Raw genomic sequence first — 18,538 nt, 5'->3', positions numbered from 1 at the left:
GAGTTTTACGACCCGAAAGCCTTCATCACTCACGCGGCGTTGCTCCGTCAGACTTTCGTCCATTGCGGAAGATTCCCTACTGCTGCCTCCCGTAGGAGTCTGGGCCGTGTCTCAGTCCCAGTGTGGCCGATCACCCTCTCAGGTCGGCTACGCATCGTTGCCTTGGTGAGCCGTTACCTCACCAACTAGCTAATGCGACGCGGGTCCATCCATAAGTGACAGCCGAAGCCGCCTTTCAATTTCGAACCATGCGGTTCAAAATGTTATCCGGTATTAGCCCCGGTTTCCCGGAGTTATCCCAGTCTTATGGGCAGGTTACCCACGTGTTACTCACCCGTCCGCCGCTAACTTCATAAGAGCAAGCTCTTAATCCATTCGCTCGACTTGCATGTATTAGGCACGCCGCCAGCGTTCATCCTGAGCCAGGATCAAACTCTCCAATAAAGTTAGTTTGTCTAGCATCATAAAATAAAAATTGACGTTTCACGTTGTTTGTTTCGTTCAGCTTTCAAAGAACTACTTCGTCGCTCAGAAGCGACTTTATTAATATAACATTTTGTTATATTTTCGTCAACAACTTTTTTCAAAAAGTTGTTTTTCGTTTGTTTTGCTTGTTACCTTTCGTGGCAACGAATATAAATATACCAGTTTGATTATTAAAATGCAATAGTTTTTCTAATAAAATTTTTAACTTAGTAAAAAAGTATAAAAACAGCACTTTTCTTCTATATAAATATAATTTCTTCCAACATCAACATCTAATCTCCACACTCATACTCAAATAAAGTGAAACTTTAATCAAGCCTCACCAATCGCGATAAAAAAAGCTTTGGAGAAATCTCCAAAGCTTAGTCTTGTTTATGACGCATAGCAGGGAATAATAGTACGTCACGAATAGATGGTGCATTCGTTAATAACATAACAAGACGATCAATACCAATTCCTAGTCCACCTGTAGGAGGCATACCATACTCAAGAGCTTCGATATAATCATCATCCATCATGTGAGCTTCATCATTACCTTGTTCGCGTTCTTTTAATTGCGCTTCAAAACGTTCTTTCTGATCGATTGGATCATTTAATTCAGTGAATGCATTTGCATGTTCACGTGCAACGATAAATAATTCGAAACGATCTGTGAATCGTGGATCTTCGTCATTCTTTTTCGCAAGTGGCGAAATTTCTACCGGATGACCGTAAATAAATGTTGGTTGGATTAATTTATCTTCTACTTTTTGCTCGAAGAATTCATTAATAATATGACCAACTTCCATTGTATCCTTAATTTCTACATTATGTTCTTTTGCAAGTTCACGCGCTTCTTCTACACTCATCGGATTCCAGAAATCTGCTCCAGAATGTTCTTTAATTGCATCTACCATATGAAGACGTGTCCATTCTGGTTCTAGATTAATTTCATAATCACCATATTGGATTGTTGTTGTACCTAGTACTTGCTTCGCGATATGAGCAACCATATTTTCTGTTAGTTTCATAATATCTTTATAATCAGCATACGCTTCATATAATTCAATCATCGTAAACTCAGGGTTATGACGAGTTGATACACCCTCGTTACGGAATACACGGCCGATTTCATAAACTTTTTCTAATCCACCCACAATAAGGCGTTTTAAATGAAGTTCAATTGCGATACGCATATATAATTCCATATCTAACGCATTATGGTGCGTGATGAAAGGACGCGCAGAAGCTCCACCTGCAATTGCATGCATCATAGGTGTTTCCACTTCAAGATAACCGTTGTCATCTAAGTATCTTCTCATTTCACGAATGATTTTACTGCGAGTAACGAATGTTTCACGGCTTTCCATACTTGTAATTAAGTCTAAGTAACGTTGACGGTAGCGTTGTTCAACATCTTTTAATCCATGATATTTATCCGGTAATGGACGAAGAGATTTCGTTAATAGCGTAAATCCCGTTGCTTTCACTGAAAGTTCTCCAACGTTCGTTTTGAAAATTTTACCTTCAATACCTACTAAGTCACCTAAATCTGCTGTTTTAAATAATTCGTACTCTTCATCTCCAACAGCATCTTTACGAACGTAAATTTGAACTTGTCCATGTAAATCTTGAATATGTGCAAATCCAGCTTTTCCCTTACCGCGTTTTGTCATAATACGACCAGCGATAGAAACAGAGATTTCTTTCTCCTCTAATTCTTCTTTAGAGAACTCTCCATATAGGCTTAATAATTCATTTGTTGCATTTGTACGTTCAAAACGTTTACCGAACGGATCGATCCCTTGCTCACGTAAGTTATGTAGCTTTTCACGACGAACAAGCAATTGGTCGTTTAATTCTTCGTGGTTCATGTTATCCATGGTATTGATATCACTCCAGCTCTATTAATTTTTACAATATATACAGTATAGCATTTTCTACTCAACTAGAAAAACTGCCAGCAACTAACTGGCAGTTCTTCTTTCTTTCACGTAATTATAGGAAGTGTATAGAAGAATGTCAATCTTCCCTTCCTATTATTAACCAACGTGAATTGTTTGTTGTTTCGCTTCTACTTCTTCTACAAATGTACCTAATACATTTGCAAGGTCTTCACGCGTATTACAAGCATTGATACCATTACGTACAGTTGCATTACCACGAATGCCTTTTAAATACCAAGCTGCGTGCTTTCTCATCTCTCTTACAGCGACATTTTCATTCTTTAAATCGATCAGACGATCTAGATGCAACATACATACGTCAATTTTCTCACGTACTGTCGGTTCCGGCATTAATTCACCAGTCTCTAAATACTTTACCGTACGATAAATCATCCATGGATCTCCAAGGGCAGCGCGGCCAATCATAACACCATCTACACCAATTTCATCAAGCATACGCTTTGCATCTTGCGGCGTTGCGACATCACCATTTCCGATAACCGGGATATTTACAGCTTGCTTTACTTGTTTAATAATATCCCAATCCGCTTTTCCTTCATACATTTGTACTCGTGTGCGCCCATGAACTGCTACCGCTTGTCCACCAGCACGCTCAACAGCTTTCGCATTCTCGATTGCGAAAATATGATCCTCATCCCAACCAATACGCATTTTTACTGTAACTGGTTTTTTTACAGCATCTACAACTGCCGCTACCATTTCATATATTTTATTTGGGTCTAAAAGCCACTTTGCTCCTGCATCACACTTAACGATTTTTGGTACTGGGCACCCCATATTAATATCAATGATGTCTGCTGTCGTATATTGATCTACGTATTTCGCAGCATCTACAAGAGTTTCTTTCTCGCCACCAAAAATTTGTAAACTTAATGGCTTTTCTCTCTCATCAATATATAACATATCTAATGTTCTTTTATTGTTCAGTAGTATCGCCTTATCACTTACCATTTCAGCACAAACTAGGCCTGCACCGAATTCTTTTACTGTCAAACGGAATGCAGAGTTACACACTCCCGCCATCGGTGCTAATACAACCGGATTTTTCATCTCAATATTTGCGATTTTTAACACTCGATTTACTCCTTCCTTCATGGTCACTTTGGCATTAGCTCATCTATCGAGACCTTTAATGCTTTAGCAACTTCCACTACAAAGTCTTGGGAAGGCGATCGATTTCCTCGCTCAACTTCACCTAAAACAGATACAGATACCCCTAATTCTTTTGCAAAACCTTCTTGCGTATAACCTTTTAGTTTTCGAAAAGCACGAATGCGTCTTCCCCATTTTTCTGCTTCCATACCGTTACTCCCTCTCGCCTTTTCATTTCTTCTACTTGTGAACGTGAAATGTTTTGTTTTATATCTTGATTAATCTCTAACAACGGAACGATAACAAAAGCTCTTTCGAACATCCGCGGATGCGGAACAATAAGATTCTCTGCTTCAATATTTTCTTGATTATATAGTAAAATGTCAAGGTCGATAGTCCTAGGTCCCCACCTAATTTCCCTTTTTCTTCCTAGATCATTTTCTACTTTTTGCGTTACTTTCAATAATTCTTGCGGTGATAAATTGGTAGAAATTTTTATAACTAAATTTAAAAAGCAACTTTGGTCAGTATAGCCAACCGGTTCCGTCTCATATACAGACGAAACATCCTCAACTTTGATATAAGGATTTTTATTCAGAAACTGAATCGCTTCAGTTAAATACGTATAACGTTCTCCAATATTTGAACCTAATGCAATGTAAGCTATATTATTCATGGGCGTTCTCTCGTAATTTCTACCGCTACAGCACGATAATGTCCTGGTATCGGCGGATCTGGTTTAATTACCTTTATCGTACATCTTGAAATACTCTCATATTGTTTCAATATATCTGTAGCAATATTTTCAGCAATACTCTCTACAAGCTTATATGTTCTATCTTCTACAACTTTCCTACATAATTCGAAAAGCTCTCCATAATTAACAGAATGCTCTAAGTCATCACTTTCTCCTGCTTGTTTCAAATCCAATTCCACCGTTAAGTCCACTTTAAATCTCTGGCCTAATTTATTTTCCTCTGGGAATACACCATGATAACCGTAAAACTCCATATCATGAATATAAATTTTATCCAATTACTTTACCCCCTTACCAATCATCGCATCCATCATCTTAGCCATACGTGCCATTTCCTTCACATCATGAACACGAACAAACTCACAACCCTTTTCAATACCAAGACAAACGGTAGCTCCCGTCCCCTCAAGACGTTCTTCTACCGGCAAATCTAGCACATGCCCAATAAAGGACTTTCTTGAAGTACCTAAGAGAACTGGATAACCTAGTACGTTTAACTGTTCTAAATTACGCATCGCTTCTAAATTTTGTTCAGGTGTTTTAGCAAAACCGATGCCCGGGTCTAAAATGATATTCTCATCTCGTACACCAGCATCTTTAGCAATTTTAATACTGTCATATAAATCAGCAACCATATCAGCCATTAAATTACGATAATTCATGTTATCGCGATTATGCATTAAGATAATAGGTACATCGTAATGAGCCGCAACTTCAGCGATTTTCGGTTCCGCCTTCGCTCCCCAAACATCATTAATAATATGAGCACCAGCTTCGATTGCTTGTTTTGCAACTTCCGCTTTATATGTGTCGATAGAAATAGGCAATTTCACCTCTTTTGAAACAGCCTGAATCATTGGAACAACTCGTTTTATTTCTTCTTCCACTGACACTTTAGCAAAGCCCGGACGAGTAGATTCGCCACCAATATCAATAATATGAGCACCTTCATCTCGCATTTCTTTCGCATGGCGCACTGCAGTATCTACCTCGTTGTAACTCCCACCATCAGAAAACGAATCTGGTGTTACATTTAAAATCCCCATAATTAACGTTTTTTCATTTAAGTTCAATGTATATTCGCCGCAGCGCAAATCATAATCCCACTTCAAACTACACATCTCCTCTTCGTAATTCATTTCTGCTCCACAATTTCTCTCTCTGCATTTCATAAAGGTTCATAAATCTTTTTGTAACCATACCTACTTTACCCGGGAAATCTCGTCCCTCTATACGATTAAGCGGAACAATTTCTTGAATCGAGTTTGTTACGAAGACTTCATCGGCTGAAAGTAATTCATCTTTTGTAAAGAAACCTTCTTTTACTTCTATACCAATCTCTTCAGCAACCTTTATAATAAACGCACGAGTGATACCATTTAAAATCCCTGTTTCAAGCGAAGGTGTATATAAAATATCACCTTTCACAAAAAAGAGATTCGAAACAATACCCTCTGCAACATAACCTACTTCAGTCAGGAAAATCCCTTCCTTATTCACACCATTTCCAATTTCACGTTTCCCCAAAATGTTATTTAAATAATGGTGAGACTTCAAGCGAGATGCACCCTCTGGGGTATTTCTTACTTGATTTAAGATAACCCCTTCTTTTTCCACTACATCTCCCGGGGCCGCTAAAGGTTTTATAAAAACAATAATAGACGGCTCTTCATACATTTCTGTTTGCAATCCAATTTCATCTATACCCGCCGATACATTAAAACGGACATACGCATGCTCTAATTTATTCTTAACGATTAAATTCTTCAAAATAAGCATTACTTCATCTTTCGTCATCGTCCATTTTATTTGCAATGTATCCAGCGCATCTATTAAACGGTCATAATGATCATCCAATAAGAAAGGATGACCATTATAAATACGAAAAGTCTCAAAAACTCCAAGACCATATAAATAACCATGATCATAAGGAGAAATTCTCGCTTCACTCGATTCTACATACTGACCATTTACGTAAATTAACATGATGTCACACTTGGACTATATTTACGAATGAAATTCTGCAACAACTCTTTCCCGTGAGAAGTCATAATAGATTCCGGGTGGAACTGCACACCTTCAATCGGTAATGTTGTATGGCGGAGCGCCATAATTTCCCCTTCTTCTGTCCAAGACGTTACCTCTAAACAATCAGGTAACGTCTCTTTCTTAACAATAAGGGAATGATAGCGTGTCGCGGTAAACGGATTAGGGATATCCGAAAAAATCGTCTTCTCGTCATGATGCATAAGCGATGTTTTCCCATGCATTAATCGCTCTGCACGAACAACCTCTCCACCAAACACTTGCGCAATAGATTGATGACCAAGACAAACCCCAAAAATCGGAATCTTTCCAGCAAAGTATCGAATAACCTCCATACTAATTCCTGCCTCATTCGGACTACATGGACCTGGCGAAATCATTAAAAAGTCTGGTTTCATATTCTCAATATCTGAAATAGTCACTTCATCGTTACGTTTAACAACAAGATCTTGTCCAAGTTCTCCAAGAAACTGCACTAAATTAAATGTAAAAGAATCATAATTATCAATCATTAATATCATTTCTCTCACCTAACCGTTTCTTCACTACGTTCTTTTGCACGCCATAAAGCAATCGCCTTTTTTAACGACTCTTTATATTCATTTTCCGGATTTGAATCAATTACAATTCCCGCCCCAGCTTGTACATGCGCTTTTCCGTCTTTAGCAAGAAGTGTCCTAATTACAATATTCAATTCTGTATCTCCAGAATAACCGATCCAACCGATTGAACCTGTATAAATCCCTCGGCGAACAGGTTCTAATTCTTCAATAATTTCCATCGTACGTATTTTCGGAGCACCCGTAATTGTTCCTCCAGGGAATACAGCCTTCACTAAATCGAAAGCATCTTTATCTTCTTCCACCTCACCACGCACATTAGAAACAATATGCATAACATGTGAGTATTTCTCAATTACCATAAACTCGTCTACTTCTACAGTGCCATATTTACAAACACGTCCTAAATCATTTCGCTCTAAATCTACAAGCATGACGTGCTCTGCTCTTTCTTTTTCATTCTCAATTAATTCCCTTGCCAATTCTTCATCCTCTTGCTCATTTGCCCCTCTAGATCTCGTTCCAGCAATTGGTCTTGTACTTACTTCAGTTCCCTGTTTCTTAATTAGCAACTCTGGCGATCCACTTACAATTTGAAAATCCCCGAGCTCCAAGTAACCCATATATGGAGATGGATTAATTTCACGAAGACTTGTATATATTTCTAGTGGGTGTGTTTGTAACGTTCTTTCTTGTCTTGTCGACAAGTTTACTTGGAACACATCACCAGCCCCAATATATTCTTGAATACATTCAACCGCCTTCATAAAGCTTTCTTCAGTAAAAGCAACTGCTTCATTTTTCTTTTCAGGGCACGCAAACGGTATAGTCACTTCCGGCGCTTCTGTTGCCCAAAGAATCTTCCATTCATTTAATCGCTCTTTTGCCTCTTCGTGCTTATCTACATAATGTGTAATAATCCATAATACTTTTTCTTTTTGATCATACACAAACACATCATCAAATAATAAAAAGAATATATCAGGTATATTAATATCATCTTCCGCAAGAGAAGGAAGTTTTTCAATATAACGGATGCAATCATAACTAAAGTAACCAATTGCACCACCTTGAAAAGGCGGGTATTCCGGATTATAATCCGTTTTCCATCGCTCCATATATTCCTGCATTAAATCTAATGGGTTTCCTTGCTTTATTGTTTCCTTACCACTTTCACTTATATGTAACGTTTCACCCTTCCCTCGGATTACCGCTACTGGGTTTAATCCCACGATGTTATAACGACCGCCACGTCCACTCTCTAACAAAATATGTTGCGGTTTATCCTTAGAAAGAAATTTATATTGCTTAAAGAAATCTAACTGATATGGAATAGAAAGCGCTAAAGATTTTCTTCGTTGCATATCAACACCCCGTCTTCTTTTATCCCACCCTCTTATATTAACCACTTCAAGCTACATTCGTTATGTATATAGAAGGGTTATATTCGAAGGCTAGTGAAAATAAATTAATGATACTACCTCTTATTTTACATGAAGTTTTCTAGTCATTCACTCTTTTCCTATTTCCAATCCAAAAAGAAAAAGCATCCTTTTTTAAGGATGCTTTTTCAATCACATGTAATTAAGACTCAAATTGATAAAGTGGTGTACTTAAATAACGTTCACCATTACTTGGGATAATAACAAGTACCTTTTTCCCTTTACCTAACTTTTTCGCAACTTCTGTCGCTGCATAAATAACTGCTCCTGAAGAGATACCAACTAAAATACCTTCCTCTTTAGCCACTCTTCTTGCGTATTCGAACGCTTGCTCTGTTTTCACTTGAATGATTTCATCATATACTTCTACATCCAATGTTTCTGGAACAAATCCAGCCCCAATTCCTTGGATTTTATGTGGACCCGGTTTTCCACCAGATAACACTGGTGAATCCGCAGGTTCTACTGCATAAATTTTAATATCTTTATATGCTTCCTTCAGCACTTCACCAGCACCAGTAATCGTTCCACCTGTACCAATACCTGCAATAAATGCATCTAATTGGTCGCCCATTTGCTCAACAATTTCTGGACCTGTTGTTAAACGATGAATTTCTGGATTTGATTGATTTTTGAACTGTTGCGGTATAAAGTAGCCATGTTCTTTTGCTAATTCAGTCGCTTGACGAATTGCTCCGCCCATTCCTTCAGGCCCTGGAGTCAATACTAATTCAGCGCCATAAGCACGTAATAAATTGCGACGCTCAACGCTCATTGTTTCTGGCATTACTAAAATTGCCTTATATCCTTTAGCAGCTGCTACCATCGCTAAACCAATTCCTGTGTTACCACTTGTCGGCTCAATGATTGTATCGCCTTCTTTTAATAATCCTTTTTTCTCAGCATCTTCAATCATAGCTAATGCGATACGATCTTTAACGCTGCTCCCCGGATTCATAAATTCTAATTTTAAGTATATATCTGCACTGTCTGATTCTACGATGCGGTTCAACTTAACGATCGGCGTTTTCCCGATTAATTCTGAAACTGATTGTGCCACTCGCATTCCTGTCACTCCTAACACCGAGTATTTTTATTGGTTTTGTCTATATTTAGATTTTGTCAGAAAATTCTCTGTTTGTCAATGTATTTAGAGGGTAAATTCCCTTATTACAAATTCTCAATTAAATTTGTAATATCTTCTTTAGAGAACTTGTATCGCTCATTACAGAAATGACAATGAACTTCTGTTTCTTCTTCTTCTTCACGAACTTGCTCTAACTCCGTTTTACCTAAACTAATTAACACACTCTCTATACGTTCGCGTGAGCATGTGCAATTAAATTGAACATCCATCGTTTCTAATACTTTTACCTTATCTTCTCCAAGGACTGCATACAGTAACTCTTCTGGAGAAAGCCCTTGTTCGATCAATGTTGATACAGGAGGAATCTTCTGCAAACGCTCTTCAATGAATGAAATTGTCTCTTCCTGTGCACCCGGCATAATTTGAAGGATAAATCCACCTGCCGCTAATATGCTATCGTCTCCATTTACAAGGACACCAACACCTACAGAAGAAGGCGTCTGCTCAGAAACTGCAAAATAATACGTGAAGTCTTCTCCTAATTCTCCTGAAACAATTGGAGATTGACCAATAAACGGCTCACGCATACCAATATCTTTAATTACCGTTACAAATCCTTCAGTACCTACCGCTTGATATACACGTAATTTCCCTTGTTCTGTTCCTTCAAAGTCAACATGTGGATTCGTTACATAACCACGTACATCTCCATTTGCATGAGCATCTACTAAGATAGGACCAATCGGACCATTTCCTTCTACCTTAATTGTTAGCTTTTGGTCACCTTTTAACATTGCCCCCATCATTGTACCTGCAGTTAAAGAACGACCAAGTGCCGCTGAAGCTGTTCTCCATGTATCATGACGTCTTTGCGCCTCGCTTACCGTGTTTGTAGTACGTACACTATACGCACGCACTTCCCCATCAAATGCTAACGCTTTTACTAAATAATCTTTCATACTTATTTATTCACCTTTCTCATGCTGTAAATTTGCATTACGCTCGTATAACATATACAAACCTTTTAATGTTAAGAATGGATCTACAACATCAATTACATTCGATTCTTCTGAAATTAATTTCGCTAATCCACCTGTTGCAATAACTTTTGGTTCTTGTTTAGCTTCCTCTTTCATGCGCTTAACAATACCTTCCACTTGTCCAACATAACCATAAAGAATACCGGATTGCATCGCACTTACCGTATTCTTCCCAACTACACTGCTTGGTTTTGTAATTTCAATACGAGGAAGTTTTGCCGCTCTACTATATAAAGCCTCTGCTGAAATCATAATTCCTGGTGTAATAACTCCACCCATATAATGCTTTTCTTCGTTAATATAACAATATGTAGTAGCCGTACCAAAATCGACAATAATAAGCGGACTTCCATATAAGTGGATTCCTGCTACTGCATTTACGATTCGATCCGCACCTACTTCTCGTGGATTTTCATATTTAATATTTAGCCCCGTTTTTATTCCAGGACCTACTACAAGCGGCTTAATTTTAAAATACTTTTCACACATGCGCTCTAAAGCAAACATAATTGGTGGTACGACTGAAGACACGATAATACCTTTCACATCTTCAAACGAAAGACCCTCATGCTCAAGCAACTGTTTTACAAGCATTCCATATTCATCTTCTGTCTTATGACGATCCGTTTCCATGCGCCAATGTTGACGAAGTTCCCCCTCTTCAAACACGCCCAGTACAGCATTTGTGTTCCCTACATCCAATACAAAAATCATATTCTCACCACTTATCTTATTTAATCTATATTTGTGCAGTATGTATAAAACTTATAAAAACATCATATCACACATACTTATATAATCAGCTTTTCTATCCTCATCATTTTACAAAAAGATTACTCCCTATTTCAATTTTTAGTACCAGATTTATTTAAATTCTTTTTCTACTTAGTTCCCTTCTACAAATAAAAAAGGAGTGACTATCGTCACTCCTTCATCTCTTCTTACTTATCTTCTGATTCTTCATCGTCCTTCTTCATGTTGATGTTTACTTTCACATCAGCTGAAGATGTTGAACGTTCTGGCAATCTGCCATAGTCACATAAATGATTGATTTGCTCTGCATCTAACGTTTCTACTTCAAGTAACGTTTTCGCAATAAGATCTAGTTTATCACGATTGTCAGTAAGAATTTGTTTTGCACGAGCATAACATTCTTTCATAATCGTTTGCATTTCCATATCGATTTCGTGTGCAATCGCATCACTATAGTTTTGTTCTGAATGGAAGTCTCTTCCTAAGAACACTTGACCACCTTGTGAGCTACCAAATTGCATTGGTCCAAGCTTATCACTCATACCAAATTCCGTTACCATACGTCTTGCAATACCAGTCGCACGTTGGAAGTCATTATGAGCACCTGTACTTACTTCACCAAATACAATCTCTTCAGCTACTCGACCACCAAGTAAACCAGTGATTTTATCAAGTAACTCTGGTTTTGTCATGAAGTAACGATCTTCTTTTGGAAGCATTACTGCATATCCACCAGCTTGACCACGAGGGACAATTGTTACTTTATGAACGACATCAGCTTCATCAAGGACAACACCAATTACAGTGTGGCCCGCTTCATGGAAAGCAACGATATTACGTTCTTTTTCAGAGATAACACGACTTTTCTTAGCCGGACCTGCAATAACACGATCCGTCGCTTCATCAATGTCACTCATATCAATTTTCTTCTTATCTTGACGCGCAGCTACTAAAGCAGCTTCGTTTAATAAGTTTTCAAGATCGGCACCAGAGAATCCTGGTGTACGAGTTGCAATTGCTCTTAAGTTGATATTCTCATCAAGCGGTTTATTACGAGCATGCACTTTCAGTACAGCTTCACGGCCATTTACATCTGGACGATCTACTGTAATTTGACGGTCAAAACGACCTGGACGTAATAATGCTGGGTCAAGAATATCAGGACGGTTTGTCGCAGCGATGATAATAATACCTTCGTTGGCACCGAATCCATCCATTTCAACAAGCAATTGGTTTAACGTTTGTTCACGCTCATCATGGCCACCACCAAGACCAGCGCCACGTTGACGTCCTACCGCATCAATTTCATCAATGAAAATGATGCAAGGAGCATTTTTCTTTGCGTTTTCGAATAAATCACGTACACGTGATGCACCGACACCGACGAACATCTCTACGAAATCAGAACCACTGATAGAGAAGAACGGAACGCCTGCCTCACCCGCAACGGCACGTGCTAGTAAAGTTTTACCTGTACCTGGAGGTCCCACTAATAGAACACCCTTCGGAATACGGGCACCAACTTCAGCAAACTTACGAGGATCTTTCAAGAATTCAACTACCTCAACAAGCTCTTGTTTCTCTTCATCTGCTCCAGCAACATCTCTGAAACGAACTTTTTTCTTTTCGTCATTATATAACTTCGCCTTACTTTTCCCGAAGTTCATAACACGGCTACCGCCGCCCTGAGCTTGGTTTAATAAGAAGAAGAATAAAATGAAGATAATGACAAACGGGATAATAGAAGTAAAGAAGGTTACCCAAGCACTTGTTTCTTCTGCTGGTTGATACTTAACTTCAGCACCTTGCGCTTTATCATTAATTTTCTTTTGTAATTCCTCAGTATTTGGTGCATAAGTAACAAATTGTTCTCCCTGGCTAGAGTTATTAAATTGTCCTTTTACTTCAAACACACCATTTTTCGGTTGAAGCTGCACATTACGCACTTCACCTTTTTCTAGTTTAGTAATGAATTTATCGTAGCTAACTGATGTCGTTTTTTGTGTCGAACCATTAAAATAGCTCACGATTCCAATTACTACTAGGAATATCAGTAAATAAAAGATGGTATTACGGAAGATACGATTCATTCCTAACCTCCTCTCACGGCATAAACACTATAGTAAATCGTAACATAGAAAAACTTTCCTATACAATTGTGACGCCTGTATTTAATTAATTTGAGTAAACGCTTGGTTTTAATACTCCTACATAAGGAAGATTACGGTATTGCTCTTTATAATCTAATCCATATCCTACAACAAATTCATGCGGTACAGTAAACCCAACATAATCCGCTTTCAAATCTACCTTACGGCCTGTTGGTTTATCTAATAACGTAACGATTTTTACAGACTTCGCTTTACGATATTTAAATAGGTCTACTAAGTAACTTAGCGTAAGACCGCTATCAATAATATCTTCAACGATTAAAATATCGCGACCTTCTACAGAAGTATCAAGGTCTTTTAAAATTTTCACTTCGCCTGTTGAAACAGTTGAGTGACCGTAACTAGATACAGCCATAAAATCCATTTCAAGATATGTATCTGTTCTCTTTAATAAATCTGCCATAAATGGCATTGCACCCTTTAGTACACCAATCGCAAGAGGTACTGTGTTTTTATAATCCTCTGCAATAATTGCGCCTAATTCGAGCACCTTTTCTTGTATTTGCTCTTCAGAAATTAATACTTTTTCGATATCTTGATTCATCATTTCATTATCCTCCCGGAAGACTCCTTGCTTTTGTAGTGAATAATCATATATTTATCCTTCTTTGCTGTCTCTTTCGAGATAGCAAATGCAGATCGCTTCAACAAGGGTAACCAAATAACATTCCCACTTGCATCACAAACGACCGGCCATTCTTCTCTTTTTTCTCTTGGTACTTTTGCTTCGATAAAAATAGCTTTTATCTTTTTAGTGCCATTCATACCTTGTATTGACATGCGATCTCCATTTTCTCTAGACCGAATACGAAGTGGATATGATATATCATTATACTTAGCAACAAATACTGTTTCATTCATGTCACTTGGTATATCTTCGCTCACCTCTGTTACAAGTTTATCCCCGTTCGATAGCGTAATTGTTCCGGGAACTGATAAATCTTGTAAGAAAGGAGAAACAATTTCTTGTTTAAATCCAAAGCTACACTCCTCATATGCGCGAACAATTTTCAAATCACCTGGGAAATCAAGTGAACCCGAAGGTTGTGTCCGCTTAAAAAACTCAATCACTTTGTCAATATGTATAGAGGAAAGAGAAGATGGAATCTTATATTCATAAAGATAGTTTAATATTAGTTGAATCCCTCTTCTTTGTAAAGGCATAGACATGGATTCAAAGGCAGGAATTGATAAGCTAATTTGTTTATCACTTTTTTTTGTAATTACTTTATTCATTTTCTCAAAAGCTAATTCCTGCAAATACGCCTCATCCTCTTGCATCTGCATGCTAAATTTTTGGAATTTCTCATGCACTTGTGGGTTTTCTTCTTTCAAATGAGGAAGAACGTATTTACGTAATCGATTCCTTGTATATACTTCCTTTTTATTACTTGGATCTATACGAGGAATTATTTTCAGCTTATTACAGTAATCAACAATTTCTTCCTTTGTTACTCCAAGTAACGGCCTAATTAAATATCCATTATGAAAAGGACGCTTCACTGCAATTCCTGCATATCCTTTCGGAGTACTCCCTCGTACAAGACGCATTAAAATCGTCTCTACTTGGTCATCACCATGATGTCCAAGGGCTACATATCTCGCATCATATTTCTTCATTATTCTTTCCAAAAATGCATATCTGCATTCTCTAGCAGCAACCTGTGCATTCATCCCGTATTGCTGTTGATATTGCGACACATTAATTCTTATCGTTTCGCAAATAACTCCCAGTCCTTTACAAAGGTCCTGCACAAACTGTAGGTCCTCATGAGATTCATCACCTCTAAACATGTGATCCACATGCGCCACTACAATTTCAAACTGTTTTGCCGCTCTTTTTTCTAACAAATAATATAGAAGAGCCAAAGAGTCAGGACCACCAGAAACCCCTACAACAATTGTTGAGCGTTCCTTTAATACATCATGCTGCTTTACAAAGTCATCTACCTTTTCAACAAATGTATCTTTCAACTTCGTAATCACCTTTCATTAAACAAGAACAGCAACGTTAGTTACCTTGTTTATAATGGTACAACTTTTACAAACATTGTGCAAAAAAAAGATATACAAAAATTACATTTTTATCTTACATCATCCGTATATATTCACAAAAATAATAACATTATCTTTTAAAGCAAAAAAACCTAGGTATTCACCTAGGTTTTTAGAAAGAAACATTACACTTCAAGTTTCACTTTATTGCGCTTGCATTCCTACAATTGGAATGGTAGCCCACTTCGGCATATTTTTCTTCACTTTCGCTACTACAATAGTCATATCATCATTTATATAACCATCGCCAGATCGAATCACCTCTTCCATAATGATATCAGCAATTTCTTGCGGATCTTCAGTTTGTAACTCTTTAATTTTCCGCTTCATCCATAACTCGTGATTCTCCACATGCTGCGCGCCCTCAAAAATCCCATCACTCATCATAATAAGAATATCACCTGTTTTTAATTGCTCACCCACTACATCAACTTCAACATCCTCGATAATTCCCATCGGTAAATTACTTGCTTCAACTTTCAAAATATTATTTGCGCGTTTAACAAAACTCGGCGTCGATCCAATCTTTAAAAACTTCGCACTCGCATCCCGTAAATCTACCATAGCTAAATCTAACGTCGTAAACATCTCTTCTGTTGTTCTTAAAGAAAGAATAGAGTTAATAGACTTAATCGCTATTTCTTCATCAATACCTGATTGAAGTATTTTTTGTAATAATTTCACCGTTTCTTTACTCTCCATATGAGCTCTTTGCCCATTTCCCATACCATCACTAATTGCAAGGGCATATTTCCCAACACTTAAATCCATCATCGCATAAGAATCACCCGAAACAAACCCACCGCCTTTCGCGGCTGTGGCCAAGCCGGTATCAAGGGAATACGTTTTTGCTGAACCAAATGATATTAAACTGTGCCCATTCGGATAAGAAGATTTTTCTTCATGTTTCACAACTATGTTTTCCTTCAGGATATCAGAAAGCATTGGTGCAACTAATTTTTCACACTCTCCATGTTCATTAGATGCAACTGGAATCAACATTTCAATATCAATACTTCCTCTATCTAAACAATAAATATCAACATGCTCTATTTCTACACCAAAATCACGAAACGCTTGCAGAATCTGTTCTTCCTGTACTTGATGATTTTCCCTTTCTCTTTGTATCTCCTTAGCAAAATCCTCCATAACTTTTGATACACCTAACAATTGCTCCGCTACTATTCTACGATTTTCTTTCATTTGTTTTCGTAATTTTTGTCCCTCATAGAAGTGATCTAATTCACCCGCTACTAAATCCGTCACTTTCTTGCCTCTTACGCAATGCTTGTCCCATTCACGAACTAACTTCCGATTATGCTGCAGAGTTCCTTCTTCCGTTTCACTCATTATTTGTTTCATATAATCATACGTTTTATCGAAATTAACTACCCAGCATTGGTCCTTTTTAAAGCATGTTTGACATGTTTTTGCAGTAATTGTACTTAAGAACAAATCTGCCTCCGTCTCTTTATCTTCCTCCTCCACATATCCATATACAGAAAAGCTATTAGATAAAGCAGCAAATACATTGGCAAATTGATTGATTTTATTCGCTGTAACATCACGCATTCTTCTTAAATACTGTTGTTGATCTTGCGAATGCTCCTGTGTGCCTGGCATAAATTTAGCAATACGATCCATAACAAGTTTCGGTGTTAATAAAAAGAAAGCAATCGCCACACCAGATTCAATTAAAGTTGTCACAATGTTTGTTTGCTTGTCTACATATAGCGTAATCAAGCTTGTCCCAATTAATAAACCTAAACTAACACCTAAGCGTTTCCCTTCTTTTAACAAACCACCAAGCAATCCAGAAAAGGCAAGCAGACTAAGTTGGGACAAACTAGAGACATTTGCTAAGCTTAATATTAACCCAGTGACGACCCCTACTGTAGATCCTGTAGCCGCTCCTGCGATAAACGCAAACACAAGCACTAAATACCTAGTAAAAATATGTTGAATAGAAGCGTCATATACGAACCAATCTGTTGTACCAGTTAAAACAGATGCTAGTAATATAATTAAACAAACAATTTCTTCTGTCTCTAACGCTTGTTGTTTCCCTTTTCTTTCTACTAAAAGCGGGACACTTTGTAAAAATATCATAGTTAATACGAAGCTAAGCCCTGCCTCAATCGTACTAACGAGTAAATCGTACATGGTAACAGTTTGTTGTGCAAAATATACGACAACTAAATGTGCAGTTAATGCGGAGATAAATACTTGGAATGGTACAAGTCCAACAGTTTTACGTGTAAACCGACTAAAGAAGATATTATAAATGAAGAAAGTAAAAATAGATGCAAAGGTAAAGAATAAATTATCTATCGAAACTGAAAGTGCGCCCCCCATTAGGGCCAAGAATGCGAGCGGCATTTTATCCCGCTTCATAACATAAACAGCAGCAAAAAACGGTAGTGCAAACGGTAAAATGTTTGTTAATATATATGCTCGTCCCAAAAGAAAACCAATAACAACAATAATGAATCCCCATCTAAAGAAAACTTGCTCAAACTTCATTCGCAACTTACTCGTCCACTTTACTCCTCCAAGCTGACCTTCATTCATTGCCAATGCACTTGTATTCATAGTATTCCTTCCTGCTTTAGGCATATTTTTAACACCACCTGCATAGTTTAATTACTGTCATTATAAAAGATGATTATTGGGATTTTTGTCAAAACAACAGTTTTCACTTTTATAATCGTTCGACTTTTTATTCGAAATAACTCTACATATATACACAGTATGTATTTTATTTTTAATATTTTAATCGAACATTCAGAAAATATAGGGTGATTTTGTAGAAGTGTTGTATGTCTTAATTTATTTAACAAAAAAAGATCATGCGCATTTGCATGATCTTTTTAGATGACCCGTACGGGATTCGAACCCGTGTTACCGCCGTGAAAGGGCGGTGTCTTAACCACTTGACCAACGGGCCGTTAAATTAAATATAGCGGCGGAGGGGATCGAACCCCCGACCTCACGGGTATGAACCGTACGCTCTAGCCAGCTGAGCTACACCGCCATGTCGTCTTATTTAACGGACAATTAGTATCTTACCTCAGATATAATTTAAAGTCAACACATATTGAAA

The 18,538-nt window shown here is 37.6% G+C and carries 16 protein-coding genes, 2 tRNA genes and 1 rRNA gene (1 of these 19 running past the window's edge); all 19 read right to left on the bottom strand.

All coding sequences use genetic code 11. From position 1 onward, the window contains the following. A 16S ribosomal RNA gene (locus PSR14_RS00435) occupies positions 1 to 444 on the bottom strand; it reaches 1,108 nt to the left of the window's first position. Positions 445 to 848: 404 nt separating this feature from the next. Then, positions 849 to 2,348 carry a lysine--tRNA ligase gene (lysS, locus tag PSR14_RS00430; protein WP_000369677.1) on the bottom strand — a complete coding sequence of 500 codons (1,500 nt, stop codon included), beginning with the start codon at positions 2,346 to 2,348 and terminating at the stop codon, positions 849 to 851. A 159-nt stretch (positions 2,349 to 2,507) separates the two neighbouring features. Next, positions 2,508 to 3,506, bottom strand: coding sequence for a tRNA dihydrouridine synthase DusB (gene dusB / locus PSR14_RS00425; protein ID WP_000912268.1), 999 nt, complete (start codon positions 3,504 to 3,506; stop codon positions 2,508 to 2,510). Positions 3,507 to 3,529: 23 nt separating this feature from the next. Continuing rightward, the gene (locus PSR14_RS00420; RefSeq protein WP_000387027.1) at positions 3,530 to 3,733 is read right to left on the bottom strand and encodes a helix-turn-helix domain-containing protein; all 204 of its coding nucleotides are present in this window, start codon (positions 3,731 to 3,733) and stop codon (positions 3,530 to 3,532) included. Beyond that, a complete protein-coding gene (gene folK, locus PSR14_RS00415) occupies positions 3,685 to 4,200 on the bottom strand; it encodes a 2-amino-4-hydroxy-6-hydroxymethyldihydropteridine diphosphokinase (protein WP_001059445.1) in 516 nt (171 codons plus the stop codon). Before folK ends, PSR14_RS00420 begins: the two co-directional genes overlap by 49 nt. Continuing rightward, positions 4,197 to 4,559, bottom strand: a complete 363-nt coding sequence (gene folB, locus PSR14_RS00410; RefSeq protein WP_000358059.1) for a dihydroneopterin aldolase — start codon at positions 4,557 to 4,559, stop codon at positions 4,197 to 4,199. The genes folK and folB overlap by 4 nt, the downstream gene beginning before the upstream one ends. Continuing rightward, positions 4,560 to 5,420 (bottom strand): dihydropteroate synthase, encoded by an 861-nt coding sequence (folP, locus tag PSR14_RS00405; protein ID WP_025991707.1) that lies wholly within the window; start codon positions 5,418 to 5,420, stop codon positions 4,560 to 4,562. Further along, positions 5,395 to 6,267 carry an aminodeoxychorismate lyase gene (gene pabC, locus PSR14_RS00400; RefSeq protein ID WP_000909889.1) on the bottom strand — a complete coding sequence of 291 codons (873 nt, stop codon included), beginning with the start codon at positions 6,265 to 6,267 and terminating at the stop codon, positions 5,395 to 5,397. Before pabC ends, folP begins: the two co-directional genes overlap by 26 nt. Beyond that, positions 6,261 to 6,848, bottom strand: a complete 588-nt coding sequence (pabA, locus tag PSR14_RS00395; RefSeq protein WP_000602276.1) for an aminodeoxychorismate/anthranilate synthase component II — start codon at positions 6,846 to 6,848, stop codon at positions 6,261 to 6,263. Before pabA ends, pabC begins: the two co-directional genes overlap by 7 nt. A gap of 5 nt (positions 6,849 to 6,853) precedes the next feature. Then, a complete protein-coding gene (gene pabB, locus PSR14_RS00390; RefSeq protein ID WP_001189691.1) occupies positions 6,854 to 8,251 on the bottom strand; it encodes an aminodeoxychorismate synthase component I in 1,398 nt (465 codons plus the stop codon). Positions 8,252 to 8,471: 220 nt separating this feature from the next. Then, complete coding sequence (gene cysK, locus PSR14_RS00385; RefSeq protein ID WP_001261709.1) at positions 8,472 to 9,395, bottom strand: cysteine synthase A; 924 nt, start codon at positions 9,393 to 9,395, stop codon at positions 8,472 to 8,474. A gap of 104 nt (positions 9,396 to 9,499) precedes the next feature. Continuing rightward, entirely contained in the window at positions 9,500 to 10,375 is an 876-nt protein-coding gene (hslO, locus tag PSR14_RS00380) for a redox-regulated molecular chaperone HslO (RefSeq protein ID WP_000656366.1), read from the bottom strand. A 6-nt stretch (positions 10,376 to 10,381) separates the two neighbouring features. After that, the gene (locus PSR14_RS00375) at positions 10,382 to 11,170 is read right to left on the bottom strand and encodes a type III pantothenate kinase (RefSeq protein WP_000578367.1); all 789 of its coding nucleotides are present in this window, start codon (positions 11,168 to 11,170) and stop codon (positions 10,382 to 10,384) included. 227 nt (positions 11,171 to 11,397) lie between these two features. After that, positions 11,398 to 13,299, bottom strand: a complete 1,902-nt coding sequence (gene ftsH / locus PSR14_RS00370) for an ATP-dependent zinc metalloprotease FtsH (RefSeq protein ID WP_001079660.1) — start codon at positions 13,297 to 13,299, stop codon at positions 11,398 to 11,400. Positions 13,300 to 13,384: 85 nt separating this feature from the next. Further along, on the bottom strand, positions 13,385 to 13,927 hold the full coding sequence (hpt, locus tag PSR14_RS00365) for a hypoxanthine phosphoribosyltransferase (RefSeq protein ID WP_000981838.1): 543 nt from the start codon (positions 13,925 to 13,927) through the stop codon (positions 13,385 to 13,387). Further along, positions 13,924 to 15,354 (bottom strand): tRNA lysidine(34) synthetase TilS, encoded by a 1,431-nt coding sequence (gene tilS, locus PSR14_RS00360; RefSeq protein ID WP_000655447.1) that lies wholly within the window; start codon positions 15,352 to 15,354, stop codon positions 13,924 to 13,926. The genes hpt and tilS overlap by 4 nt, the downstream gene beginning before the upstream one ends. A gap of 225 nt (positions 15,355 to 15,579) precedes the next feature. Then, on the bottom strand, positions 15,580 to 18,051 hold the full coding sequence (gene spoIIE, locus PSR14_RS00355; protein ID WP_001123534.1) for a stage II sporulation protein E: 2,472 nt from the start codon (positions 18,049 to 18,051) through the stop codon (positions 15,580 to 15,582). 259 nt (positions 18,052 to 18,310) lie between these two features. After that, a tRNA-Glu gene (locus PSR14_RS00350) sits at positions 18,311 to 18,382 on the bottom strand. Between the two features lie 13 nt (positions 18,383 to 18,395). Then, a tRNA-Met gene (locus tag PSR14_RS00345) sits at positions 18,396 to 18,469 on the bottom strand. Positions 18,470 to 18,538: the final 69 nt, after the last annotated feature.

This window comes from Bacillus sp. A01H (genome assembly GCF_045277205.1).
Taxonomy (GTDB): Bacteria; Bacillota; Bacilli; order Bacillales; family Bacillaceae_G; genus Bacillus_A; species Bacillus_A paranthracis.
This window is presented reverse-complemented; position numbering and strand designations above follow the sequence as displayed.

Excerpts from the sequence above, each read along its gene's own strand:
- PSR14_RS00420 (WP_000387027.1), bottom strand. The coding sequence starts at position 3,733 with ATGGAAGCAGAAAAATGGGGAAGACGCATTCGTGCTTTTCGAAAACTA.
- folP (WP_025991707.1), bottom strand. The coding sequence starts at position 5,420 with ATGAATTACGAAGAGGAGATGTGTAGTTTGAAGTGGGATTATGATTTG.
- pabA (WP_000602276.1), bottom strand. The coding sequence starts at position 6,848 with ATGATATTAATGATTGATAATTATGATTCTTTTACATTTAATTTAGTG.
- pabB (WP_001189691.1), bottom strand. The coding sequence starts at position 8,251 with ATGCAACGAAGAAAATCTTTAGCGCTTTCTATTCCATATCAGTTAGAT.
- hslO (WP_000656366.1), bottom strand. The coding sequence starts at position 10,375 with ATGAAAGATTATTTAGTAAAAGCGTTAGCATTTGATGGGGAAGTGCGT.
- pabC (WP_000909889.1), bottom strand. The coding sequence starts at position 6,267 with ATGTTAATTTACGTAAATGGTCAGTATGTAGAATCGAGTGAAGCGAGA.
- lysS (WP_000369677.1), bottom strand. The coding sequence starts at position 2,348 with ATGGATAACATGAACCACGAAGAATTAAACGACCAATTGCTTGTTCGT.
- folK (WP_001059445.1), bottom strand. The coding sequence starts at position 4,200 with ATGAATAATATAGCTTACATTGCATTAGGTTCAAATATTGGAGAACGT.
- hpt (WP_000981838.1), bottom strand. The coding sequence starts at position 13,927 with ATGATGAATCAAGATATCGAAAAAGTATTAATTTCTGAAGAGCAAATA.
- spoIIE (WP_001123534.1), bottom strand. The coding sequence starts at position 18,051 with ATGCCTAAAGCAGGAAGGAATACTATGAATACAAGTGCATTGGCAATG.
- PSR14_RS00375 (WP_000578367.1), bottom strand. The coding sequence starts at position 11,170 with ATGATTTTTGTATTGGATGTAGGGAACACAAATGCTGTACTGGGCGTG.
- ftsH (WP_001079660.1), bottom strand. The coding sequence starts at position 13,299 with ATGAATCGTATCTTCCGTAATACCATCTTTTATTTACTGATATTCCTA.
- cysK (WP_001261709.1), bottom strand. The coding sequence starts at position 9,395 with ATGCGAGTGGCACAATCAGTTTCAGAATTAATCGGGAAAACGCCGATC.